The 26405-nt window shown below is 28.8% G+C and carries 20 protein-coding genes; 10 read left to right on the top strand and 10 right to left on the bottom strand.

The genetic code is table 11. The annotated features are described in order from the left end of the window. Positions 1-18 precede the first annotated feature (18 nt). The 5 genes from ACFOWD_RS11095 to ACFOWD_RS11115 are packed head-to-tail and all read left to right on the top strand — an operon-like array spanning position 19 to position 4768. Positions 19-294, top strand: coding sequence for a riboflavin synthase subunit beta (locus ACFOWD_RS11095; protein ID WP_298992668.1), 276 nt, complete (start codon positions 19-21; stop codon positions 292-294). Further along, a complete protein-coding gene (gene mutL, locus ACFOWD_RS11100; RefSeq protein WP_377410564.1) occupies positions 294-2102 on the top strand; it encodes a DNA mismatch repair endonuclease MutL in 1809 nt (602 codons plus the stop codon). Before ACFOWD_RS11095 ends, mutL begins: the two co-directional genes overlap by 1 nt. A gap of 6 nt (positions 2103-2108) precedes the next feature. After that, positions 2109-2882 (top strand): rhomboid family intramembrane serine protease, encoded by a 774-nt coding sequence (locus ACFOWD_RS11105; RefSeq protein WP_377410566.1) that lies wholly within the window; start codon positions 2109-2111, stop codon positions 2880-2882. Next, positions 2882-3736, top strand: a complete 855-nt coding sequence (locus ACFOWD_RS11110; RefSeq protein WP_377410567.1) for a rhomboid family intramembrane serine protease — start codon at positions 2882-2884, stop codon at positions 3734-3736. The genes ACFOWD_RS11105 and ACFOWD_RS11110 overlap by 1 nt, the downstream gene beginning before the upstream one ends. A gap of 18 nt (positions 3737-3754) precedes the next feature. Next, positions 3755-4768: an endonuclease/exonuclease/phosphatase family protein gene (locus ACFOWD_RS11115; protein ID WP_377410569.1), complete on the top strand. Its 1014-nt coding sequence runs from the start codon at positions 3755-3757 to the stop codon at positions 4766-4768. A gap of 4 nt (positions 4769-4772) precedes the next feature. Here the strand turns inward: ACFOWD_RS11115 and ACFOWD_RS11120 are convergent, their stop codons facing one another. The 4 genes from ACFOWD_RS11120 to ACFOWD_RS11135 are packed head-to-tail and all read right to left on the bottom strand — an operon-like array spanning position 4773 to position 7295. Further along, positions 4773-5942: an FAD-dependent monooxygenase gene (locus ACFOWD_RS11120; RefSeq protein WP_377410571.1), complete on the bottom strand. Its 1170-nt coding sequence runs from the start codon at positions 5940-5942 to the stop codon at positions 4773-4775. A 4-nt stretch (positions 5943-5946) separates the two neighbouring features. After that, the gene (locus ACFOWD_RS11125) at positions 5947-6483 is read right to left on the bottom strand and encodes a DUF4442 domain-containing protein (protein ID WP_377410573.1); all 537 of its coding nucleotides are present in this window, start codon (positions 6481-6483) and stop codon (positions 5947-5949) included. A gap of 3 nt (positions 6484-6486) precedes the next feature. Continuing rightward, complete coding sequence (locus ACFOWD_RS11130) at positions 6487-6804, bottom strand: antibiotic biosynthesis monooxygenase family protein (RefSeq protein ID WP_377410575.1); 318 nt, start codon at positions 6802-6804, stop codon at positions 6487-6489. Continuing rightward, positions 6801-7295 carry a GNAT family N-acetyltransferase gene (locus tag ACFOWD_RS11135; RefSeq protein ID WP_377410577.1) on the bottom strand — a complete coding sequence of 165 codons (495 nt, stop codon included), beginning with the start codon at positions 7293-7295 and terminating at the stop codon, positions 6801-6803. Before ACFOWD_RS11135 ends, ACFOWD_RS11130 begins: the two co-directional genes overlap by 4 nt. Positions 7296-7334: 39 nt before the next feature. On the opposite strand from ACFOWD_RS11135, the gene mtaB reads away from it, so the two are divergent. Genes mtaB through ACFOWD_RS11150 form a run of 3 tightly spaced genes read left to right on the top strand, consistent with a single transcriptional unit; the run spans position 7335 to position 10336 of the window. Continuing rightward, positions 7335-8669 carry a tRNA (N(6)-L-threonylcarbamoyladenosine(37)-C(2))-methylthiotransferase MtaB gene (gene mtaB / locus ACFOWD_RS11140; RefSeq protein ID WP_377410579.1) on the top strand — a complete coding sequence of 445 codons (1335 nt, stop codon included), beginning with the start codon at positions 7335-7337 and terminating at the stop codon, positions 8667-8669. A gap of 47 nt (positions 8670-8716) precedes the next feature. Continuing rightward, complete coding sequence (locus tag ACFOWD_RS11145; protein ID WP_377410581.1) at positions 8717-9376, top strand: alpha/beta hydrolase; 660 nt, start codon at positions 8717-8719, stop codon at positions 9374-9376. A gap of 42 nt (positions 9377-9418) precedes the next feature. Further along, a complete protein-coding gene (locus tag ACFOWD_RS11150; RefSeq protein WP_377410583.1) occupies positions 9419-10336 on the top strand; it encodes a lytic transglycosylase domain-containing protein in 918 nt (305 codons plus the stop codon). A gap of 38 nt (positions 10337-10374) precedes the next feature. Here the strand turns inward: ACFOWD_RS11150 and guaB are convergent, their stop codons facing one another. Continuing rightward, complete coding sequence (gene guaB, locus ACFOWD_RS11155; protein WP_298992633.1) at positions 10375-11850, bottom strand: IMP dehydrogenase; 1476 nt, start codon at positions 11848-11850, stop codon at positions 10375-10377. A gap of 75 nt (positions 11851-11925) precedes the next feature. Then, positions 11926-12645, bottom strand: coding sequence for a hypothetical protein (locus ACFOWD_RS11160; protein WP_377410585.1), 720 nt, complete (start codon positions 12643-12645; stop codon positions 11926-11928). Between the two features lie 245 nt (positions 12646-12890). Between ACFOWD_RS11160 and ACFOWD_RS11165 the strand changes: the two genes are divergently transcribed. Next, the gene (locus ACFOWD_RS11165) at positions 12891-15122 is read left to right on the top strand and encodes a TonB-dependent receptor family protein (protein WP_377410587.1); all 2232 of its coding nucleotides are present in this window, start codon (positions 12891-12893) and stop codon (positions 15120-15122) included. A gap of 155 nt (positions 15123-15277) precedes the next feature. Here the strand turns inward: ACFOWD_RS11165 and ACFOWD_RS11170 are convergent, their stop codons facing one another. From ACFOWD_RS11170 to ACFOWD_RS11185, 4 genes are all read right to left on the bottom strand, one after another. Beyond that, the gene (locus ACFOWD_RS11170) at positions 15278-21022 is read right to left on the bottom strand and encodes a collagen-binding domain-containing protein (RefSeq protein WP_377410589.1); all 5745 of its coding nucleotides are present in this window, start codon (positions 21020-21022) and stop codon (positions 15278-15280) included. A 308-nt stretch (positions 21023-21330) separates the two neighbouring features. Further along, positions 21331-22578 (bottom strand): aminotransferase class I/II-fold pyridoxal phosphate-dependent enzyme, encoded by a 1248-nt coding sequence (locus ACFOWD_RS11175; protein ID WP_298994987.1) that lies wholly within the window; start codon positions 22576-22578, stop codon positions 21331-21333. 83 nt (positions 22579-22661) lie between these two features. Then, on the bottom strand, positions 22662-23657 hold the full coding sequence (locus ACFOWD_RS11180) for a PLP-dependent cysteine synthase family protein (RefSeq protein ID WP_298994985.1): 996 nt from the start codon (positions 23655-23657) through the stop codon (positions 22662-22664). Between the two features lie 72 nt (positions 23658-23729). Further along, complete coding sequence (locus ACFOWD_RS11185; protein WP_377410592.1) at positions 23730-25829, bottom strand: S9 family peptidase; 2100 nt, start codon at positions 25827-25829, stop codon at positions 23730-23732. A 137-nt stretch (positions 25830-25966) separates the two neighbouring features. Between ACFOWD_RS11185 and ACFOWD_RS11190 the strand changes: the two genes are divergently transcribed. After that, complete coding sequence (locus tag ACFOWD_RS11190; protein WP_377410594.1) at positions 25967-26290, top strand: YbaB/EbfC family nucleoid-associated protein; 324 nt, start codon at positions 25967-25969, stop codon at positions 26288-26290. Positions 26291-26405: the final 115 nt, after the last annotated feature.

Consider the following 26405-nt stretch of genomic DNA (forward strand, 5'->3'; position numbering starts at 1 on the left):
CAATTATTTTACAGTATTATGGGATTTTTAAAAAGAACAAACAAAAAATTTGATTATCAACCTCGCTATTATAAAGGCGATGGAAATCCTTATAAAATAGAACACAAACTAGATAAGTTTAGAAAAACTACAGGAACCAACAAAGGGTTAAAAACCAAGTTTACAGATGCTATAGATGAACTTAAATCTGGTGAAGGAGGCTTAAACAAAACAATCATATACATCATTTTAATCTTAGTATTTATATTCTTATACATTATAGATTTTGATTTATCAATATTTTTCAAAAGCTAATGTCAGATATCATTCAACTTTTACCAGATCATGTAGCTAATCAAATTGCTGCAGGAGAAGTCGTACAAAGGCCTGCTTCTGTTGTTAAAGAATTACTAGAGAATGCCATTGATGCTGGTGCAACAAACATAAAACTATTATTAAAAGATGCTGGCAAAACACTTATACAGGTTATTGATGATGGTAAAGGAATGAGCGTTACAGATGCTAGAATGTGTTTTGAAAGACATGCTACATCTAAAATTAAAAAGGCTGAAGATTTATTTAATTTAGGAACAAAAGGTTTTAGAGGTGAAGCTTTAGCTTCTATTGCTGCTATTGCTCATGTTGAGTTAAAAACAAAAGAAGAGCATCAAGAATTAGGTACTTGTATAAAAATTGAAGGTAGTAAAGTTATTTCTCAAGATGTTATAAATACAGCTAAAGGAACCAGTATTGCTGTTAAAAACTTGTTTTACAATATACCTGCAAGAAGAAATTTTTTAAAATCAGACACTGTTGAAACTAGGCATATTGTTGATGAATTTTTGAGAGTAGTTTTAGCACATCCAAATATTGCTTTTTTGTTGCATCATAACAATAACGAAGTTTATCACTTAAAAAGCACAAATCTTAGAAAACGAATTGTTGCTGTTTTTGGAACTAAAATGAATGAAAAATTAGTTCCTATAGATGAGCAAACAGATATTTTAAATATTACCGGTTTTGTTGCTAAACCAGAATTCTCTAAAAGAAAAAGAGGTGAACAATTCTTTTTTGTAAATGATAGATTTATAAAAAGTTCTTACCTAAATCATGCAGTTGTAAATGCTTTCGATGGTTTATTAGAGCAAGGTACTCATCCCTCCTATTTTTTATATCTAAAGGTTCCAAATCATACTATAGATATTAACATTCATCCTACAAAAACAGAAATAAAGTTCGATAATGAAAAGGCTTTATATGCTATGCTAAGAGCTACTGTTAAGCATAGTTTAGGGCAATACAGTATTGCACCTGTTTTAGATTTTGAAAGAGATGCTACTTTAGATACATCATACCATCAAACAAAAAATACCAGTTCTGCTTCAGTGCCAAAAGTTTTGGTAGATCCTGATTTTAATCCTTTTAAAGAAGCTAAACAAAGCGAAATTCGTTTTCCATTTAAAAGAGAACAAAAAAATGAACAATGGGAATCTTTGTATACTTCTGTTTTAACCTCTGATGATAAACAAGAAGAGCTTTTTACAGAAAATGAAGATAAAGTTCAAAAAACATTTCAAATTCAGCGAAAGTATGTGATGAGTTTAATTAAATCTGGAGTAGTTTTAATACATCAGTCATTAGCTCATCAAAGAATTTTATATGAAGAGTTTTTAGAAAGTATAACTGTAAAAGAGGCTAATAGCCAACAATTATTGTTTCCTGTTAAAATTTCTTTTTCTTCTCAAGAAATAGAAATGATTTACACCATAAAAACTGAATTAGAAAATGCAGGTTTTTCTTTTGATGAATTTACTAAAGATAGTGTAACTATAAAAGGAATACCAGTATCTGTAACAGAAAGTAAAATAACCATAATTCTAGAAGAATTATTAAGTGACATTAATTTAGAAGTGCCAGACACAAGTTTTTCTCATTTTGATGTTATGGCTAAATCTTTTGCAAAAACATTAGCAATTAAAACAGGTACAAAGTTGTCTGAAAAAGAACAAGAAGCATTAGTTAACGATTTGTTTTCTTGTAAAGAGCCTAATATTTCTCCTTTTGGAAAAAGCACTTTTAAAACCCTAACATTAAACGAAATAGATAATTTATTTAATAGTTAAAAAGATATGAGTAGAATTTCTGATGCCATAAAACATCTAATTATAATAAATGTAATTGTATTTATTGCACCACAATTATTACAACTTGATTTTACAAATATTCTTGCATTACATTTTCCTAAAAACGAACATTTTGGATTTTGGCAATATGTAACTCATATGTTTGTACATGGAAGTTTTCCTCATATTTTATTTAATATGTATGGTTTATGGGCTTTTGGTACTCCATTAGAAAGAATGTGGGGAAGAAATAAATTTATTTTTTTCTATTTCTCTGCTGGTATTGGTGCTGCTTTTATATACACTTTGGTAAACTACTATCAATTTAATAGTATTTACAATGATTTTATTTCTATTGGAATTTCAGAAGATAAAATTATTCAGCTTTTGAAAATTTCTACAAATAATTATGATTATTTTTTACAATCAGCTGAGAAAATATTGAGTGAATCAATGACTCAAACTAAGGCTGCTGATATTGGAGATATTATTGAAATTAATAGTCTTTATAATACTCCAGCAGTGGGTGCATCTGGAGCAGTATATGGAGTTCTGGTAGCTTTTGGTTTATATTTTAAAGAAGCAAAGCTGGCTTTAATATTCTTTCCAGTGCCAATTGCAGCAAAATACTTTATTCCTATATTAATTGCTTTTGATTTATTTTTTGGAATGACTCGTTATTCTGTTGGAAACATTGCTCACTTTGCACATATAGGTGGTGCTTTAATAGGATTTATAATTGCTTGGTATTGGAAAAAAAATCAATTTAAAGTATATTAATGAGTATAATTAAAGATTTAAAATACAGGTACAATACTGGTAATATAGTAGAAAAACTTATTTACCTTAATGTTGCATTATTTATTTGCACACTCTTAATCTCTGTATTACAAGGGCTTTATAAAGGAGAAATGAATTTTATCATGGAGTGGTTTTCATTAGATAATGATATTAATACATTATTTAAAAAGCCTTGGTCAATTTTATCTTATGGATTTTTACATGCTGGGTTTTTACATATTTTAATGAATATGATTGTACTTTACTTTATTGGTAACCTGTTTTTAGAATATTTTACAGAAAAACAACTTTTAAACTTTTACATATTAGGTACTCTTTTTGGTGGAATTTTCTTTTTATTTAGTCAAAATTATTTTCCTTTATTCGAAGGGAAATCTACTGTTTTAGTTGGTGCTTCAGCAGGTATTTCTGCAATTTTTATAGGTATTACTACCTATATGCCTAACTATCAAATAAAATTGCGTTTTATTGGCTTTGTTAAATTATGGTATTTAGCTGGTTTTTGGATTGGTTTAGATATTCTTGGATTAATAGGTAGTAATGCAGGTGGGCATTTTGCACATTTAGGAGGAGCTTTATTTGGTTTTATATATGTTTCTAGAGCTAGTAATAAAGAAATTTCTTTTTTAAATAATTTATGGGGCATGTTTTCATCAAAAAATAAAAAAATGAAAACCGTTTATAAATCTTCAACTAAAAGAAAAAATAATGTTAATAATACAAATTCTAATCAAGTAAAAATTGATGCTATCTTAGATAAAATTAGCAAATCTGGTTATGATACATTAACAAAAGAAGAAAAAGATTTTTTATTTAAACAAGGAAAAAAGTAATTGTAACTTTCAAATTGCATGAAAAAGTTATCTATTATAGATAAATTTATATATTTTATTAATACACTATTAGCATTGGCCTTATTAGTGTCTTATCTTCTGCCTTACATTTCTCCAGAAAAATTTCCGTTTTTAGCTATATTAAGTCTATTTGTACCAGCTTTAATAATAATAAATAGCTTGTTTGTATTGTATTGGCTTATTAAACTTAAAAAACAATTACTATTATCTACACTTATCTTAGCAGTAGGTTGGTCTTTTAATTCTAGCTTAATTCAATTTTCTGGTAAAGAATTATCTAATAAAAAAGGATTAAGCATAATGAGTTATAATGTGCGTATGTTTAATCGTTGGAAGTGGATTGACAATGATAGTATTGGAAAAAACATCATTAATTTTGTAAAAAGTAAAGATGCAGATATTGTTCTTTTTCAGGAATATTATATTCTAGAGAAAGAAAAGCTAGATTATGAATATAAATACATTAAAACCCAAAAGAAAGATAATAAAACAGGATTAGCAATTTACTCTAAGTACCCAATTATTAATAAAGGTTCTTTAAATTTAGAAAACACTTCTAACAATATTATTTTTATTGATATAGTAAAAGAAAAAGATACAGTTAGGATTTATAATTTTCATTTACAATCTTTACAACTAAACACCAATGAAGAGAATTTTGGTCAAGAAAATTCAGAAAAACTAATTGCCAGATTAAAAGAAAGTTTTAAAATACAAGCTGAACAGACTAAAGTATTTTTAGAACATGAAAAAGCTTGGAAAGGTAAAAAAATAGTTGCTGGTGATTTTAATAACACAAGCTATTCTTGGATATATAATCAAATAGCTAATGATAAAAAAGATACATTTTTAGAGGCTGGTAAAGGGTTTGGTAAAACTTTTAATTATTGGTTTCCTTTAAGAATTGATTTTATACTAACAGATAGAAACACATCTGTAAACTCATACCAATCTTTTCAAAAACAGCAAAACTCAGACCATTTTCCTATTTTGACTAATATCAGTTTTTAAAAAACTAATAGCTTCTTTTAATTATCATTTTTTTAAACTTCTTCTCTACTTTGTTTTTAAATAAAGAAACTAGTGTATAGAATATTTGTTTAAACCTCATTAATCTTAAAGTAAAATAACTGAATTTCAATAATTTGCTAAATTCACTTTTTAAATTCTTTTGATGTTTATTTAAAGTTTTACTTGAAAAATCATTTATTCTAATAGCTTCTTTAATTGTTTTTACTGCTAAAATACCAGACATCATTCCTGTACCAACGCCTTCTTTATAAAATGCATTAGCTAATCCTGCAGCATCGCCTACTAATAAAAAATTATCTCCAAAAACTTGTTGTTTACCAAAATGAAAAGGAATCACCCAACCACGCCATTTACTAGTAATAGTAGCTTTTTTAAATTTATGTTTTACTTTTTCGTGTGAATTTAAAATATGATCAACTTCTTCTAGTAAATTAATGTTGTATTTATTTAGTTTATCTGTTCTAGCTCCTAAACTCACATTTACTGTTCCATCAGAAAGTGGAAAAATATAAAAAAACAAAGGTGTTTTTTTATAAACAATACGTATTTCTGCCTCATTATCTTTTGGCAGATGTTCAACATTTTTAAAATAAGCACTTATAAAGGTCGATTTATATTTTGTATCTGGTTTTTGTTTAGTTAATTTTCTAGAAACTAAAGAATTAACTCCATCTGCACCAACAATAATTTTTGCTAAAATTTGCTTATTATCTTTAAGTTTTACTAATATTCCTTTTTCTGTTTTTTCTAAACTTTTAACACCATTACCAAACTCTTTAAAAGCAAAATCGTTTGAAATTTGTTCTACCAAAAAGTTATCAAAATCAATTCTTTTTACATAAGAGATAAGCATATCTCTATCTTTAGATTCTTTAAAATTTATAACTAACTCATTATTTATATGAAGTCTTACGATTTTAGAATGTAATATTTTTGGATGATTTAAAAAACTATTGAATATATTGTCTCCAAATATTTTTAAAGATTTATAAGCATATAAAATTAGACCATCACCACAAGTTTTATCTCTAGGAAAAACAGCTTTATCTATGATATAATGATGAATTTTCTCCTTTGACAACATAATAGATGTTGCTGAACCTGAAGGACCAGCACCAATAATGCAAACATCTGTTTTAATAAGATTATTCATAAAGCTAATAGCTAGATATTAATGTAGAGCTTTTATTCTTTCTTTTTAATTTATAATACTCTTTATCAGCAATATAAATTGTTTTATCTATTTCAGCAAAAACAACAGATTTATCTTTATTTGTAATTTGTATATTTTTTACAATGTCTATTTTGTTATTTTCTTTTACTTGTTTTTTAATATCCTCTATTTCTTCACAAGTAAAAGTAAAATCTATAAAACAATGTTCTTTTGCAGGTTTTTTAAATCTTATATAAGTAGCTTTATCCCAAACTACATAAGAATTACCTAAAATATTAAGTAATTGAATCATAAAAATGGGATCTGAAGCTGACAGTAAACTACCACCAAATATAGAGCCAACATAATTACTATTCTTGTAACTTAGTTTAATACGAACTATTACCTTATGTAAATCTTCAGAAACAAAAATTACTCTTCCTGTAGATCTTCTATACATTGGAGAATAATTAAACCCGTATTTATAAATGTTCTTTTTACTGATGAATTTCTCAGCTATAGCCTGAAGTTTAGCGTACATATATTATTTTTCAAATCCATATTCTCTTTCTACTTTGCATATTCTTAGTTGGTATTTTTTATACCACTTCTCTCTTCCTAAATTTCTAGCTTCTGTATGCTCAATGTTGTTTTTCCATGCTGAAATATCATCTAAATTTTGCCAATAGGAAACTGTAATTCCAATTTCTTTTCTTGCAGATTCTATTCCTAAAAATCCATTTTGTTCTCTTGCTAATTCTTCCATTCTTTCTGAAGTTTCAAAATACCCATCTAGATTTTCATTTGCAATTGTAGAAAAAATAACAGCATAATAAGGAGGCTCTAAATGGTCTACTATCATAATATTATTTGATATTTTATTTCTTTCTGTTTTTGTTTATTAGTAAAAGTATTCACTTTTTTAAAACCAACTTTTTCTAAGATTTTTAAAGAGGCTACATTATCTTCAACTACATAGCCAATTAATTTATTTTTACCTATCAGCTTTGCGTATTGTAAAATACCATTACAAATTTCTAAACCATATCCTTTTCCCCAAAAATCTTCAATAAAACGATATCCTATTTCATCATCTTTATCATCTTTTACAAAAGCAACTGTTCCAATAAATATAGAATCAGTTTTTCTTTCTATTGCGTAAATCCAAAAATCATTATCAAGAATATTATATTTATTTATTAATAAACTTAATTCTTTTTTATTTTCTCTTAAAGATTTTACTTCACCATCTGCAAAACGCAACACATTAGGGTTGCTTTCTAAATTGTGAAAAGAAGCTAAATCATTTACTGTTAACTTTCTAACTATTAGCCTTTCTGTTTCAAAAATCATGAATAATATACTACTTTTGCAAGTGCTAAAGATACATTAATGATGGATGAGAAAAAAGTAGCTTTTTATACTTTAGGATGTAAATTAAACTTTTCTGAAACTTCTACTATTGCTCGAAACTTTATAAATGAAGGTTTTAAAAGAGTTGAGTTTGAAGATTCTGCAGATATTTATGTAATAAATACTTGTTCTGTTACAGATAATGCAGACAAACGCTTTAAAACGATTGTAAAACAAGCATTAAAAAAGAATGAAGATGCTTTTTTAATTGCTGTAGGTTGTTATGCGCAATTAAAACCTGAAGAATTAGCAGCTGTTGATGGAGTAGATTTAGTGTTAGGTGCAACAGAAAAATTTAATGTAACCAGTTATATTAATGATTTATCTAAAAATGATGTTGGAGAAGTCCATTCTTGTGAAATTTCTGATGCAGATTTTTATGTAGGTTCTTACTCTATAGGAGATAGAACTCGTGCTTTTTTAAAGGTACAAGATGGTTGTGATTACAAATGTACTTACTGTACAATTCCTTTAGCTAGAGGTATTTCTAGAAGCGATACTTTAGAAAATGTGATTCATAATGCTAAAGAAATATCTTCTAAAGGTATTAAAGAAATTGTGTTAACTGGTGTTAATATTGGTGATTATGGAAAAGGTGAATTTGGGAATAAAAAACACGAACATACATTTTTAGAATTAGTTAAAGAATTAGATAAAGTTGATGGGATTCATAGGTTAAGAATTTCTTCTATTGAGCCTAATTTACTTAAAGATGAAACTATAGATTTTGTTGCTACATCTAACTCTTTTGTACCACATTTTCATATTCCATTACAATCTGGAAGTGATGAGCTTTTAAAGAAAATGAAAAGAAGGTACTTAAGAAAAGTATATACAGATAGAGTTTCTAAAATTAAAGAAGTAATGCCAAATGCTTGCATTGGAGTTGATGTTATTGTTGGTTTTCCTGGAGAAACAGACGAATTATTTTTAGAAACTTATAACTATTTAAATGATTTAGATATTTCGTATTTACACGTTTTTACATATTCTGAAAGACCAAATACAGAAGCTGTAGAAATGGAAGGTGTTGTACCCAAAAAAGTACGTGCAAAACGAAGTAAGATGTTACGTGGTTTGTCTGTAAAAAAAAGAAGGGCTTTTTATGAAAGTCAATTAGGTAATACCTTAACTGTTCTTTTTGAAAGTGAAAATAAAGAAGGATATATTCATGGTTTTACAGAAAATTATGTAAAAGTAAAAACTCCATGGAATCCTGATTTAGTGAATACTTTACATACCATTAAACTTTCAGAAATTGATGCTGATGGTTTAGTTAGATTTGATTTTGTAAAACAATCAGTCATTGTATAAATTGGTATAAAATTTGCAATATTGTATTTGCAAAACATTTAAAATAAATGACAAAAACACATATCTACTTTATGCCTGGTTTGGCTGCTGGACCAGAAATTTTTGAAAATATTGATCTTGATAAAAGTCTATATGAGCTTCATCTTTTACAATGGATTAAGCCACTAGCCTTAGAAGAAACTATTTCTAATTACGCAATGAGAATGTGTGATAAAATTAAACATAAAAAATGTGTCTTAGTTGGTGTTTCTTTTGGTGGTATTATGGTTCAAGAAATGAGTAAATTTTTAGATGTAAAAAAAATTATACTTATTTCTAGTGTTAAAACTCATCATGAGTTTCCAAAAAGATTTAAAGTTGCTAGTATGAGTAAGTTGTATAAGCTATTCCCTACTAAACTAGTAAGCAATTTTGAGGATTATGCTAAATTTTTTCTTGGTAAATCACTTAAAAAGAGAGCTAAAATTTATAAAAAATATTTATCTGAAAGAAATGAAACCTATTTGAAATGGTCTATTCATAATGTTTTGCATTGGCAACAAGAAGAACCCTTGCCAAATACAATTCATATACATGGTACTAAAGATCATGTTTTTCCTGTTCAAAATATTAGTAATTTTATAGAAATAGAAAATGGAACTCATGTTATGATTATCACAAAAGCTAAAAAGATATCTGAAATAATTCACACGACTTTAACTACATAATTTCGATATTATACTTACTTTTAAATAATAATATAAACAACTATGAAAAAACCTTTACACTACATAAATATAATTGCTGTAGTAATTGTTTCCATTTTATTTTATAATGCTGTAAGCCCAGATAAAGTTGATGTTATAAATGATAATGATCAAACAAATACACATGAAAATTATAAAATAAAAGCTCTTGAGTTACCTAAAAATATAAATTTAGCCGGAGAAAGAGTTCCTTTAGAAATTCCTGATGTAAAAGAACGTATGGATAGAGAATTATTAGTAAATACTTACTGGCAATCTAATGGTTTGCTATTAATGAAAAGAGCTAACAAATATTTTCCAATTATAGAGCCATTACTAAAAAAATATGGTTTACCAGATGATTTTAAATTTCTTGCTTTAGCAGAAAGTGGATTTACAGATGAAACTTCTACAGCAGGAGCTGCAGGAATGTGGCATTTTATGAAAAAAACAGGTAGAGAATTTGGTCTTGAAATTAATAATAATGTAGATGAACGTTATCATATTGAAAAATCCACAAAAGTTGCTGCAGAGTATTTAATAAAATCTAAAGAACGTTTTGGAAGTTGGACTTTAGCTGCTGCTGCTTATAATGCAGGTAATTATGGAGTAGCTAAAAGATTAGAAACACAACAAGTTTCTAATTATTATGATGCGCTTTTACCAGATGAAACAGAAAGGTATGTATTTAGAATTTTAGCTTTAAAAGAAATTATTAATAACCCTAAAAAATATGGTTTTTTGTTAGAGGAAAAAGATTTATATACATTACCAAAAACATATACAGTAAAAGTAGACACTGCAATTTCTAATATTACTTCTTTTGCTAAAGGATATGGATTAACATATAAAGAATTTAAAATTTATAATCCTTGGTTAAGAGAAAATAAATTAAATAATAAGAGTAGAAAGTTATACGAAATAAAAATTCCAATTAAATAAAAAAAAGCCAGCAAATTTGCTGGCTTTTTTTACTTAATTTATCTTCTACTATAATTAGGAGCTTCTTTGGTAATAGCTACATCATGTGGATGACTTTCTGTAATACCACTTGAAGTAATTCTTATAAACGTTCCATTTTCTTTAAGCGTTTCTACATCCTTAGCTCCACAATAACCCATACCAGCTCTTAATCCTCCAATAAATTGGTGCATAGTTTCAAATAACTCACCTTTGTAAGGAACTCTTCCTACAATTCCTTCTGGAACAAGTTTTTTAATATCATCTTCTACATCTTGAAAATAACGATCTTTTGAACCTTGTTTCATGGCTTCAACAGATCCCATTCCTCTATAAGACTTAAATTTTCTTCCTTCGTAAATAATGGTTTCTCCAGGAGATTCTTTTGTTCCTGCTAATAGAGAACCTAACATTACAGTATCTGCACCTGCTGCAATTGCTTTTGGAATATCACCTGTATAACGAATACCACCATCAGCAATAACAGGTACTCCTGTTCCTTTTATGGCATTTGCAACTTCTAATACAGCTGAAAATTGAGGAAAACCAACACCAGCAACTACTCTTGTAGTACAAATAGAACCAGGACCAATTCCAACTTTAACAGCATCAGCACCAGCATCAACTAAAAATTTAGCAGCTTCAGGAGTTGCAATGTTACCTACAACAACATCTAACTGTTTAAATTTTGATTTAATTTCTCTTAGTACATTTACAACACCTTCTGTATGTCCATGTGCTGTATCTATAATCACTGCATCTACACCTGCATTTACAAGAGCCTCTGCCCTTTCAACAGCATCTCCAGTAACTCCAATTGCTGCTGCAACTCTTAACCTACCATAAGAATCTTTATTGGCAATTGGTTTTTGAGTAACTTTAGTTATATCTCTAAACGTAATTAATCCTTTTAATTTGTAATTATCATCTACAATTAAAAGTTTTTCAATTTTATTTTTCTGAAGAATTTTTTCAGCATCTTTTAAAGAAGTTCCTACAGAAGCTGTAATTAAGTTTTCACTTGTCATTACTTCTACTATTGGTCTTGCTTGATTATGCTCAAATCGTAAATCTCTATTAGTTACAATCCCTTTTAATGTACCTTCTTGATCTACAACAGGTATACCACCAATACTATGCTCACGCATGTTATTATTTGCATCACCTACAACCGCTGTTAGTGGTAAAGTAACAGGATCTAAAATCATTCCACTTTCTGCTCTCTTAACTTTTCTAACTTCTAAAGCCTGTTGCTCAATAGTCATATTTTTATGTAACACACCTATACCTCCTTCTCTAGCCATAGCAATGGCTAAAGCAGATTCTGTTACAGTATCCATAGCTGCTGAAACTATTGGTACATTAATAGTAATATTTCTTGTGAATTTGGTTTGAATACTTACTTCTCTAGGTAGAACTCTAGAGAAAGCTGGTACTAAAAGTACATCATCATAGGTTAAACCCTCTCCTAATATTTTGTTTTCGTGTGAAAGCATCGCAATTAAAATTTAATTGCGAACAAATTTACAACATATAATTGATTTAATATGTTGATAGACTTTAAATTATTGTTATCTAATTTTATCATATTGGCTTTGCCAAGAATATTCACTAAAATTCTTTCCTGAACCACCAAAAAATATGAAAAAACAACCTACTACTCCTTTAAAGAAAAACATAAATAACATTAACAAATAACCAAAATCTGGTTCTCTTTTAATAAAAAATGGATATGTTAAAGCAGTACAAATAATACTAAAAAGTGTCATCGAGATTAATAAGTTTTCTATATTTTTAACAGACCAGTATCTTATTTTTCTAAAAGGGTTTACATCATTACCCCATTTATGTATTAAATAATAATAACCATTTCCCATTGGTGCAAATAATAAAGGATCATCTGCTTTTCTTAATTTAAAAACATCAATTGGAGCAACAATTTTAAAACCACTTAAAGTAGTATTGTGCAAGTTTTCTAATTCATGAATTTTAGTTATAGCTTCTTCTGGATATTCATCTTTAAAAAAAACTGTGTCTAAAAATCTAAGCCTATAATCTGCACATAACTTTTTTATATCAGAAATATGAAATATAGCATTTGTTTCAACCTTATTGATATCAAAATTATTATGAGTATTTTTAGATGTACTTTTTAATTCATTTAAAGTAGATTCTCTTTGTTTGTCTACTTCTAAAAAAATTTTTTGATAGAAATCTAATACATTTTCTTCTGTGAACTTTCTATCTCTTTGCTTCTCTAAAACTTCTTGTAAATTAATAGAATTGAACATACTGTGTTTTTTTATAAAATTACAAACTAACTAAGAGTTTTAAAAATATCTAAAAAAAAATCGATTATTTAGATTAATTTTAAATTCGAAATTTGATTAACAATAAAAATCGATATTCCATCTTATTCAGAATGAATCTGTTAAGAGTTTTTATTTTTATTTATTCTAAATAAACTTTGTCAAATCTATTTTAGGCTTTATATTTGCACCCGAAAAACAAACTATTTAAAATTAATCTAAATAAAATGAAGAGATCAATATTATTGTTAACTACCTTATTTACAATAAGTTTATCATCACAAGAAAACAAGAAAAAGAAAAATTCGTTAGATTCTATTCAAAAATTAGACGAAATAATAATTTCTACAAACAAAATATTAGGTAACAAATATGTTGCTAAAAACAGAACTGGTTCTGCTTTCTATTTGTCAACGAAAGAATTACAAAAATTTAATTTTACAGATGTAAATAGAGTTTTAAAATCTATACCAGGAGTTACTCTTTATGAAGAAGATGGTTTTGGATTAAGACCTAATATTAGTTTAAGAGGTACTTCTCCACAAAGAAGTGCTAAGATTACTATTATGGAAGATGGAATTTTAGCTGCTCCTGCTCCATATAGTTCTTCTTCAGCATACTATTTTCCAACAATAGCTAGAATGGAAGCTGTAGAAGTTTTAAAAGGAAGTAGTCAAGTACAATATGGACCTTTTACAACTGGTGGTGCTATTAATATGATTTCTGCACAAATTCCTACTGAATTTAGTGGAAGTGTTAGAGCTAGTTATGGAAGTTTTAACACCAATCAATTGCATGCAAAAATTGGAGGTACTTCTGGAAATATTGGTTATGTACTAGAATATTTAAATTACGGTTCTGATGGATTTAAACATTTACCTAGTGGAAAAAACACAGGCTTCAATAAAAATGATATCGTAGCTAAAATTAGTGCTAAATTATTTCCTAATGCAAGTATTAAACAACGTTTAGAATTTAAATTTCAGTATAGTGATGAAGTTGGTAATGAGACATATTTGGGTTTAAGTCAAAATGATTTTGATACAAACCCTTTCTACAGATATCCTTCTTCGAATAATGATAAAATGACAACAGATCATTCTCAATATGTAATAACATATACTATTGATTTTAAAGAGAATATAAGATTAACTACACAGGCCTATAGAAACAATTTTGCAAGAAACTGGTACAAATTAAATGATGTTACGATAAATGGAAATACAGAAAGTTTATCAGATATTTTAGAAGATCCTACAACTTTTTCAGATTACTATAATGTGGTAAATGGTACTGTAAATTCTGCACCAGATGCAATTGCTTTAAAAGCTAATAATAGAAAATACTATTCACAAGGATTACAAACTAAATTAGACTATCATTGGTATACAGAGAATGCATTTCATGATATCGAAGTTGGATTACGTTATCATTATGATGAAGAAGATAGATTTCAATGGGTAGATAGATATGGTATTTCTAATGCTGGAATTTTAAATTTAACTACGGCTGGAACTCCTGGAACAGATGCAAACAGAATAAGTAGTGCAAACGCATTTGCATCCTACATTACTTATAAATTAAAATACAAAAACTGGACCTTTACTCCTGGAGTACGTTATGAAAACATAACATTAGAAAGAGTTGATTATGGAAAAAACGATACTACAAGAAGTGGAGTTAATTTAGCCACAAGAGAAAATTCTGTAGATGTATTTATTCCTGGAATGGGTGCTAATTATCAATTTAACAATGATTTTTCATTATTTGGAGGTATACATAAAGGATTTTCCCCTCCAGGAAATCAAGTTGGAGAACAACCAGAAGAAAGTATAAACTATGAATTAGGAACACGTTTTAGAGCAGGTAAATTATATGGAGAAATTGTTGGTTTCTATAACGACTATTCAAACCTTTTAGGAAGCGATTTAGCTGCAACTGGAGGTACTGGTTCACTTGATCAGTTTAATGCTGGTGAAGTGATTGTAAATGGTTTAGAGTTATTATTAAATTATAATTTTTCTAATGCAAACAGTAAGGTGTCTTTGCCTATAACTTTTGGCTATACTTATACAAATACAGAATTTGAAAATAGTTTTGGGAGCTCTAATAGTATTTGGGGAACTGTTGCTGTTGGGGATGAATTACCATACATCCCAAAACATCAATTTAATACAAGCTTTTCTATTGAGCACAAAAAATATGAAGTAAACTTAAATGCACGTTATAATGGAGCGTTTAGAACAATGGCTGGTTCTGGAACAATACCTACAAATGAGTTGGTAGCATCTAACTTTATTATAGATGCATCTGCTAAGTATTTTATTAATGAAAAATTTGGTTTAACTGCTAACGTAATTAATTTATTCGATGTTACTTATGCAGCTTCAAGAGTACCTGCAGGATTAAGACCTGGTCATCCATTTGGCATCTATGGTGGTTTCCAATATAGATTCTAATATACCTATAAAAGTTAATTAAAAAAACCCAAAGAGAATATCTTTGGGTTTTTTTATTAAACAAAAAAAGAGCTGATTTCTCAGCTCTTCATGTACAGTAGTTTTAAATTAATACCCCTAAAAATTATTTAAACTACTGATATTTTTTTATAAAATTACTTTCTTATAATTAACTTTGAAGTACCATAATTACTTTCTTGACTTGATACTTTAAGTAAATATATACCAGTTTTTAATGAGTTAAAGCTAAATGATAATTCATTTTTACCAGTGGTTAATTCTTCTTTTCTCTTATAAATTACTTTACCTGTAATATCTGTTAAAGTAACTTCTGCTTGTGTATCTGTTTTACTAAATAATAACAAGTTTACATTTCCTTTTGATGGGTTTGGATAAGCAACGAACTCATTCTCAAACTTCTCTACTTTGTTCACAATTAAATCATCAACTGCAACTTTAGTAAATTTTACATCTGAAATAAATAAATCTAATTCTGTAGTGTTTGCTTCAACTGGTAAAAATGTAAAAGTTAAAGTAGTTAAATCGTCTGCTGTAATTGTTTCTTGATTACCTACAGAGGTAAATGCATCAAAAGGTACATAATAAGTTCTTTCTTCTTCTGATAAATCAACCATGATTCTATACTGTTGTTTCCATTCTTGAATTGATGATTTTATTAAACCTAATTCCATTACTCCACTTCCTTTAGCTGTAAATGCTAAATACTTGTATTCACTATAGTCTGCAGAGATTGTTCCTGGTAATAAAGATTTATATAACGTTAAGTAGTCATAATCACTTGTAGCTTTTAATTCAACGTTTCTGTTAATAGCATGCTCATTATGTTTGTATTCTCTATTAAAATCATTCCATACAAAGTAATTCTGAATAGAAGTATATTTGCTATCAAAGTCTAAGCCCCAGTTACCATCTGCATGATAAAAGGCATCTTCTACCTCACCTGCTACTTTTACTAAACCATCATACTCATAACCATCTGCAACATCTATTCGTAATTCTTGCTCTAATTTTGTGCTCACAGGATTATATCTGTGTTTAACATTATTAGCAGTTTCAGAATAAATCTCTTCCATAGTAACCTCTGTCTGTAAACCTTGTTCTGTACTTCTTAATAGTACAACCAATTCATTTTTATCTCTAGAAATTTTAGCAGCATAAGTTCTTGGTACTTTTTGAACCTCTACTTGATTCACAGGAATAAATGATTGTAAGTTATCTAATATATCTAACACTAACTTTTTAGTATCTTCTGGGTTTGTTGTCCAAACCTGGAAGTTATACATGTCATTATATTTAATGTAGTTGTTTACATACCAGTTTGTTTGAACTGTATAGCTATCATCATTATTGTTCTTAGCAGCAGCAAAAGAGATTGCATATTCTACAACACCATTTCTTTGCTTAATACCTTGTATTAAGAAATTATAACCTGCTAATTGTACTGGTATAACATTTAGTATTTCAGCTCCTCTTAATCGATCACAAGAGGCTTTTGTATGGTTGTATACTTTATCTGAAGTCTTAACACCTAATACTACTCCTTTAGTTTTACCATCTATAGAGAAATCTACAGATAATACTTCGTCTGCTATAGTATAATCTAAAATATCTGTTGGAGAAGTTACATTAGCCACATTTCCTGCAATTAATTCTGTTGGAAACATATCTAACATGGTTTGTCCTTTTCCTTGATAAGGCTGCTTAGCTTGTAATAAAGACTTATTAAATAAATTAGATTTATCTTTTACAAAAACAGTAGGTACTGAGTTCTTCTTTCTACCCACATAAATCTTAGAAATTGCATCTCCTAAACTCTCACTTTCTACTCCTCCTGAATTTCCACCTGTTACTTCTGAAGAAGAAATTGTTATTGGCACATCAACTGTAATTGTACAATCATTACTTGTAGCAGTAACTGATACTGTAAATACACCTGCATTTCTAAACTCAACCATTAAAGGATTTACATTTTGGTATAACCCAGGTCCACTAATTGGATCTGGTCCAGGTAGAGTCCAAGACCAATCTGTAAAAGAAGAAGCATTATCTATGGTAAACTCTTTTCTTACTTGTCCAGGACCAGAAGGTAAGTCTATGACAGAAACTATTGGTTCTAAAACAGGTAAAACTGTAACTTGTTCTGTGTATGTATTTGAACCATATTTATTAGTTGCTGTTAAGATAACTGTATAAGTTCCTGGATTTGCATAAGTTTTACTAGCAATATCCATATCAGTGCTGGTTGTTCCATCTCCAAAATCCCATAAATAAGTTATAGGTGCTTCTGGCTGTGGAACTCCAATAATTTGAGTAGTATTTGAAAAAGCAAAATCATTTGCAACAAAACACTGAGGGTTAACATTAATATCAAATCCTGGAGTTGGTGCTACCCCTGCAAAAGTTGGACATGTACTTGAAGCAGCAAACTTATTACAATGTATTACGCCTCCATCATGATTAAGCGATTTAGCGATTACTTGACCATAAATATCTTCTTTATTATTAACTTTTCTAACTGTTGATGAAGGAGCGAAAACAGTTCCATAAATGGTTTCACTACCTTTAATGTTTACTTTATCACTATTATAGAAATTGTATAAGATATATGAGCTTTCTGTTGCAGTTATCCCTTTTTGTTCCCAAACGTCCCAATTAAAATTACCTGGAGCATCTACATTTACTATTAAAACTCTAGTTGCTGATGGTAAATTCTGAAAAGTAAAACCATCTACACTATTTAAATCAGCACCAGTAACATTTAAATAATTTACTCCATTTTGTAAATTGATTTCTGTTTGAGGTGTTAATGTTGTATTTGTAATTGAATTTGAATTATCATCTTCTAAAACAGCATTGTTTGTGTTAGATGACATATTCGTTGCATTTGCTCTTAAACTTTGAAAAGCACTAGCAAAATCTAATAAATTATTCTCAAAAACTGGGTTTGTTGATGAACTTACTCCATAACTTGGAGAAGTATTATTCATTTGTATTCTTGATGATGAATTGTACACTCCATTTGGAGTAACTCTCATGTTAGCTGGTGCATTTAACTCGTCAAAATACCAAGCTACAGAACCATTACTCTTTCCAATTTTTGTATAGTAATTTGGATTTACTACAGTTAATAATCCGTTATTAGAACCTGGAACTGCTGGACATGTTCCTGTAGTGGTTTTAGTTACTTCGAAATTATCTACTAAATTACCATAAGTTAAGTTGTTATAAGGCTGACTTGATACAGATTCAAAAACAAAATATACAGTATGTTCACCAGCAGGAACTGTATAAGAACCAGTATAATTTACCCAAGCATCTTGGTCTGTACTCATCACTTGTTCTGTAGAAGCAGAATTTAATGTTACTCCAATTTTTACATTGGCCACATCTACTCCACGTCTTCCTCTATGCCAAATAGACCAGTTTAATACAGAACCTGGTTCTGCACATATAACTTGATATAAAGAAGCTCTTTGATTTGCATTTATTTCAGCGATATAACCACCATCTTGTGCTGTTTTTCCTAAAAATCCAGATTTCCAAATCTCTATTCTATTGTCTGTAGCTGTTGTATACCAACCAGGAATACTACCTGCATCTACTGAAGCCCAAGTATTTGGTGTTGCTCCAATTTCGAAGCTACCATTATTTACAATGGTTGGATCTCCACAATTACATTGATCATCTGTTGTATTAATTACGGTATTTAAAGGATAATTAACTTTATTACCAACTAATAATCCAGTTTTTAAACCATTTGTATCAAAATCACCACAATCGTCAGTAGCTACATTGTAATCTCCTTTAATATTTAGATTTCTTCCAACTGCAACAGCACCTCTGGTTTCTGTTGATTTTACAGTCATATTTTTTTCTACAAATACATTGAAACCTTGTGCAGGTAAAGTAGGACTATCATTACAATCTACTGTTGCTGTAATTGTAATATCTACTGTTGCTGTTGAAGTTTCACCATCTGCATCAGTAATCGTATATGTAAAACTATCTACACCTGTATAACTTGCAGCTGGTGTATATACTATTTTATCGTCTGTTGGATCATTTGGAGTTCCTCCATCATCTATAGAAACAGTTCCTCCATTTGTTGTTGTTAAACTAGGCAAAGAAATGGTTCCTGTATTTGGACCATCATTTCCAAAAGAATCATTATTTAAAACATCAAAACTATTATTTATACTGTTTTCATTTGCATTAAATGTATCATTAACAGCTGTTGGAGTATCATTAACAGAAAATGTAAAGGTTACTTCTTCTGGACACTTGTTATCAACTCCAATTATTTGCACTGTATAATCACCAATATCTGCAATAGCTGCTGAAGTAATATCTAGTGTTGTAGCTGTTGATAAGATTGTTGCTGGTGCTGTATTCTTAAACCATCTGTAAGTTAATGTTCCAGTTGTGTTTGTTCCTGGTGGAATTGTATAATCTGGTGTTCCTGTATTAAACGTTGTTGTAGAAACTGAAGATGCACCAACTGTAAATGTAGTATTATCGTTCTTATTAATGGTTATGCTTGCTGGAGGAATATTTACAGTGATTTGTTCTGCTGTAATTACTCTAGAACTTGTTGATTGACCAAAAGTTTCATTGCCTCCAACTGTTGTTCCAACTGCTGTTGGTATTCCATTATTGTTTACTGGTGTTGGAAAGTTTAATAAACTTCCTCCAATACTACCTCCTACTAAAGTGTTGTTAACTTCAGTTGAAGAATACAGACCAGATGCTTCTATTGCATCAGGGCAACCATCATTATCTGAATCTGTGTCTTTTGAATCTGGTAATCCATCACCATCTGTATCTCTATAAACACAATCTGATGAAAAATAATTAAAAAGTACTAAATCTAAACCTCCTAAAGTTGAATTTGTATTTGTTGGGTAAGTTGTCCAATCTAAAATATTACCTGTGTTATAATCTGGAGGTAAAATTGAGTATCCATAAATTGTAGTTCCATTTGCTATGCCAAAATCAGACATTTTTACTGCTCTAATAGCTACTGCTTGATTTAATGCTACACTTGGTCTAAAATCTGTATCTGATATTTCTTTTCTTAAAATAGTTGATGGTAATGTTTCTATGGTAGTCATAGAAGCTGTAGTAACTCTATAAACAGTACTATATGCAGTTGGAGTTCCACTTCCATCTATACCAGTTATAATTGCAATATCTATAAAATTATTCTTACCTCTTTCACCAACAGTAACATATTGATTGTCAGCTGAGTTTACTAAATATCCATTATCAAAAACAACATCCACTCTTTCTATATTGTTTTTATTTTGTGATGATGTACTGTTGTCAAAAACGTTATCACTACCTACATTGTAAAATCCATGTGAAAATGTATCTGCCATATTAGACACATGATTAGTATGTAATTTAGTAGCGTTTGAAGTATTAGTATGCCCATCATTTTCTATCCATATAATTTCGTTCGTTGGTGCAGAACCACTTGTAGCTCTTCTAAATGTAATATTACCAACTGAAGCATCTTCATCTACCATTATTGTATTACCAGAACTCATAACAAAACCTTCTAATCTTTTACCAAAGGCAGTACCATAAGATAGATTATAAGAAGTATTAGTTGAAAATGGTGAAGATGAATTAGAAAATGAATTTACAGTTTTTGATGATGGAGTTTGTGTTTTATTTACAATAACAAAAGAAGTAATTGTACCACTTGCTAAAGTTGGACAAGAAAACTCGTCTGTATCTAGTATACCATCATTATCATCATCTAAGTCTATGCTGTTTACTATTCCATCACCATCACAATCTGTTGCATTTACACATTGAGCGTTTATATATATTGATGAAAATACAAGTAGTATTAAAAATAATTTTGTTTTCATTCCACTTTAATTTTAATTACAAACAAAACACATCATAATATTTTGATTATAATTTTTGTTTCGATGAATCTTATTTAATTATCGATAAAGATTAACAAAAAACTCAGTGGAAAGGGGTTGGGATTTAGGGTTTTAAGTAAATCTATTAATATTATTCAAACTTTTTAGGGGGAATAATTATAATAAATGGGAGATTGTAAATATATAAAAAATTATTAACTACAAGCTATTTTTTTAAAAATTAGCGTATTAAGGATAAAAAAACCATTTTAAAAACATGGCTTTTTTATTTTTTTATTTTTAGAAAATTACACCATTTGTGCTGCAATTCTTTTATAAGTTCCATTTTCTAATTTTTCTCTGATTGCAGAAAAAGCTGTTATTGTTTCGTCTATATCTTCTTGTGTATGAGAAGCAGTTGGTATTAATCTTAAAATAATTAAACCTTTTGGTATAACTGGATAAACAACAATTGAACAAAAGATTCCATGATTTTCTCTTAAATCATTAACCATAGCCATTGCTTCTGGAATATCTCCTTTTAAAAATACTGGAGTAATACAAGTTTGCGTTGTTCCTAAATCAAAACCAGCATTTCTTAAACCAGACTGTAAAGCATTAGTATTTTCCCAAAGCTTTTCTTTTAATTCTGGCATTGTACGAATCATATCTAAACGTTTTAATGCACCTTTAACCATTGCCATTGGTAATGATTTTGCAAACATTTGTGATCGTAAATTGTATTGTAAAAACTGAATTACATCTTTATCTCCTGCTAAAAAAGCACCTATACCTGCCATAGATTTTGCAAAAGTTGCAAAATAAACATCAATTTCGTCTTGTACTCCTTGTTCAAAACCAGTACCTCTACCTCCTTCTCCAAGTGTTCCAAAACCATGTGCATCATCAACTAAAAGTCTAAAACCATATTCTTCTTTAAAAGATACAATTTCTTTTAAACGACCTTGTTCACCACGCATTCCAAAAACTCCTTCAGAAATTACTAAAATTCCTCCACCAGTTTTATCTGCCATTTTTTTAGCACGCTTAATATTCTTTTCAAAGCTTTCCATATCATTATGACGATATACAAATCGTTTACCAGCATGTAAACGAACACCATCTATAATACATGCGTGTGTGTCTATATCATAAACAATAACGTCATTTTTAGTAACCAAAGCATCTATTGCAGACATTATTCCTTGGTAACCAAAATTTAATAAGTATGCTTTTTCTTTATTTACAAATTCTGCACATTCACGCTCTAATTGCTCATGCAAAGGTGTATGACCAGACATCATTCTAGCACCCATAGGATAAGCCATTCCATGCTCCATTGCAGCTTCTCCATCAACTTTTAAAATTTCTGGATGATTTGCTAAACCTAAATAATCATTGATACTCCAAGTAACGACTTTCTTACCATTAAAAGACATTCTGTTAGAAATTGGTCCTTCCAATTTTGGAAAAACATAATATCCTTCTGCCTTATCAGCCCATTTTCCTAAAGGTCCTTTATCTACTTTTATTCTCTCAAATAAATCTGATGCCATGCTTAAATTTTTGTTTTTTACAATTTGCAAAGTAACTGCTTTTTTTACAGTTTATCAAATTGTGTAATAATTAGAATAATTGATTAAACAAACCCTTGTTCTTTCATCCAAGAATCACTGTAAATTTTGTTCATATATCTAGAACCATGATCAGGAAACACTAATACAACAAAGCTGTTGTCATTAAAATAACCTAAGTCATTATACTGTTTTGTAGCTTGTAAAACTGCACCACAAGTGTATCCGCAAAAAATACCTTCTTTATTTAAAATTTCTTTTGAAGCAAATGCAGCATCTTTATCTGTTACTTTTTGATATTCATCTATCACACTAAAATCGGTAGCTGTAGGAATTAAATTTTTACCTAAACCTTCAATCTTATAAGGTGAGACTTCATTCATATCTAGCTTACCTGTTTCATGATATTTTTTTAAAACAGATCCTACAGCATCTACTCCTAATATTTTTATATCAGGGTTTTGTTCTTTTAAATATCTTCCTGTACCAGAAATGGTGCCTCCTGTTCCACTTGCAACCACTAAATGGGTAATTTTACCTTGAGTTTGTTGCCAAATTTCTGGACCAGTAGTTTTGTAATGTGCATCAATATTTAATTCATTAAAATATTGATTAATGTAAACTGAATTTTTTGTTTCTTTATGTATTCTTTTAGCAACTTCGTAATAAGACCTTGAATCATCTGCAGGAACATTAGCAGGACAAACATGTACCTCTGCTCCCATTGTTTTTAATAAATCTATCTTATCTTGAGATGATTTATCTGATACAGCTAAAATACATTTATAGCCTTTTACTAAACTAATCATGGCTAAACTGTAGCCAGTGTTACCAGATGTAGTTTCAACTATTGTAGAATTCTTTTTAATAATTCCTTTTTTTTCTGCGTTTTCTATAATGTGAAGGGCAATTCTATCTTTTTGTGATAAACCAGGATTAAATGCTTCTAGCTTTGCAAAATAAGAACCTTTAAAATGTTTAGCTACTCTATTTAATTTTACTAAAGGAGTTTCACCTACTAAATTTAAAATAGAATCAACTATATTTTGATTTCTTGTCATGTTTGTTTCTTAAACCTATTGCAAAAATACATTTGAAATTGGATTTACAAAATTCAGTTTGGTCTTTATTACCTAATCTTCTAACTTATTTTCTAAAGCTAGTATAAAAGTATAATCTTTGGCAGTCTCTTTTAAAGCTTCAAAACGTCCTGAAGCTCCTCCATGTCCTGCATCCATATTAGTTCTTAAAAGTAATAAATTATCATCAGTTTTTAGTTCACGTAATTTAGCTACCCATTTTGCAGGTTCCCAATATTGTACTTGAGAATCATGAAAACCAGTTGTAACTAGCATGTTTGGGTATGCTTTTGAATCTACTTGATCATAAGGTGAATAAGATTTTATGTAATCGTAAAATTCTTTATCATTTGGATTACCCCACTCATCATACTCACCAGTAGTTAAAGGTATGCTATCATCTAACATGGTTGAAATAACGTCTACAAAAGGCACTGCAGCAATAATACCATTATATAACTCAGGATTCATATTAATAATGGCTCCCATTAATAAACCTCCAGCAGAACCACCCATTGCATATAAATGCTTTGAAGATGTGTATTTATTAGCAATTAAATATTTAGAACAATCTATAAAATCTGTAAATGTATTTTTTTTGTTTAGCATCTTGCCATCTTCATACCAATTACGTCCTAGATATTCGCTTCCTCTTATATGTGCTAAAGCATAAACAAATCCTCTATCTAATAAACTTAATCTGGTTGTAGAAAAACTATCAGGAATTGTATACCCATAAGAACCATAGGCATATTGTAATAAAGGTGTTTGTTCATTTAGTTGAGTGTCTTTATGATATACTAAAGAAATTGCTACTTTTTTTCCATCTCTTGCAGGTGCCCAAACTCTTTTACTTATATAATTTTCTTTTTTAAACTTACCTCCTAATACTTCTTGTTCTTTTTTAATGTCTTTAGTTTTATCATTCATATTAAAATCGATGATAGAACTTGGAGTTGTAAAAGAATTGTAAGAATATCTTATAATATCTGTGTCAAATTCTGGGTTACCATAAACACCTACAGAATAGGTTTCTTCATTAAAAGGTAAATAATAATCTTCTTTGTTATCCCAACGTTTTATTCTAACTTTATATAATCCATTACTACGTTCTTCTAAAACTAAATACTCTTTAAAAATGGAAAAATCTTCTAATAAAGTATCCTCTCTATGAGGTATAACATCTATCCAATTTTCTAAAGTTGTTTTAGTAACAGGAGTTTTCATCAACTTAAAATTGGTAGCTTTATCTTTATTTGTAAGTAAATAAAAATGCTCTTTATAATGCGCTACATTATACTCTAAGTCTTTTACTCTTGGTTGTAAAATTTTAAATTCACCTGTAGGGTTATCTGCTTCTAAAAATTGAGCTTCAGTAGAAGTTGTGCTATAAGAGCCAATAATAATGTATTTCTTAGATTTTGAAATGGTTACATATGTACCAAATGTTTCATCTTTTTCATGATACACTTCTACATCTTCTGAAGTTGGAGTACCTAATACATGTCTGTAAATCTTTTCGCTTCTTAAAGTAACAGGATTTTTTTTAGTGTAAAAGATAGTTTTATTATCATTTGCCCAAACAGAACCTCCAGTAGTATTGTCAATAATATCCTTGTATATTTCTCCAGTTTCTAAGTTTTTAATTCTTAAAAAATATTGTCTTCTACTAACTGTATCTGTTGCAAAAACTGCTAATTTATTATTGGGTGATATATTTAAACCACCTAATTTATAAAACTCATAACCTTTAGACATTTGGTTAACATCAAACATAATTTGTTCTTCAGCTTCTAAATGTTCTTTTTTTCTACTGTAAATAGGGTATTGTTTTCCTTTTTCATAACGAGTTATATAGAAATAGCCATTATCTTTATAAGGTACAGTTGCATCATCTTCTTTAATTCTACCTTTCATTTCTAAGAATAATTCTTCTTCAAAATTCTTGGTATAAGCTGTTATTTTATCATGATAATCGTTCTCTGCCTCTAAATAATTTATTACTTTTTGAGTATGAGCATCTTTAACAGGAGCTAATTTTTGTTCATCAGATAAACGCATCCAAAAATAATTATCAACTCTTACATCTCCATGTTTTACAAGCTTTTTTGGCTGTTTTTCTGCTATTGGATATTTTGCATCCGTACTTTTCATATACTATAGGTCTTTTTTTAAAGCAGTTGCAAAAATAAGACTTATTAATATTGATGTCACAAAAAATATCAAATCATTCAGCTTCCAAATTATATTGAATTTAGTAATTTTGTTATATAACTTTTAAAATTGAAAATATGTTTGGAGATATCTCAGGAATGATGGGTAAATTAAAAGAAGCTCAACAGAAAGTTGAGGAAACTAAAAAAAGATTAGACACTGTTTTAGTGGATGAATCATCATCGGATAACAAAATAAAAGTAACGCTAACTGCTAATAGAAAAATTAAAGCAATTTCTATTGACGATTCATTGTTAAATGATGCAGAAGAATTAGAAGATTACTTAATTATAACTCTTAATAAGGCAATTGAAAAAGCTTCTCAAATAAATGAAAACGAAATGGCAATTGCTGCAAAAAGTGGTATGCCAAATATTCCAGGAATGGATATGTTTAAATAAAAATGTTACTTAACTTAGAAAATAATACCAGAAATAAAATTATTTAAAATATTTATTTAAAAATCCAATCATAAAAATGATTGGATTTTTTTTGAGTTATAATTAACATCAAATG

The organism is Polaribacter marinivivus (genome assembly GCF_042651285.1).
In the GTDB taxonomy this organism is placed as follows: domain Bacteria; phylum Bacteroidota; class Bacteroidia; order Flavobacteriales; family Flavobacteriaceae; genus Polaribacter; species Polaribacter marinivivus.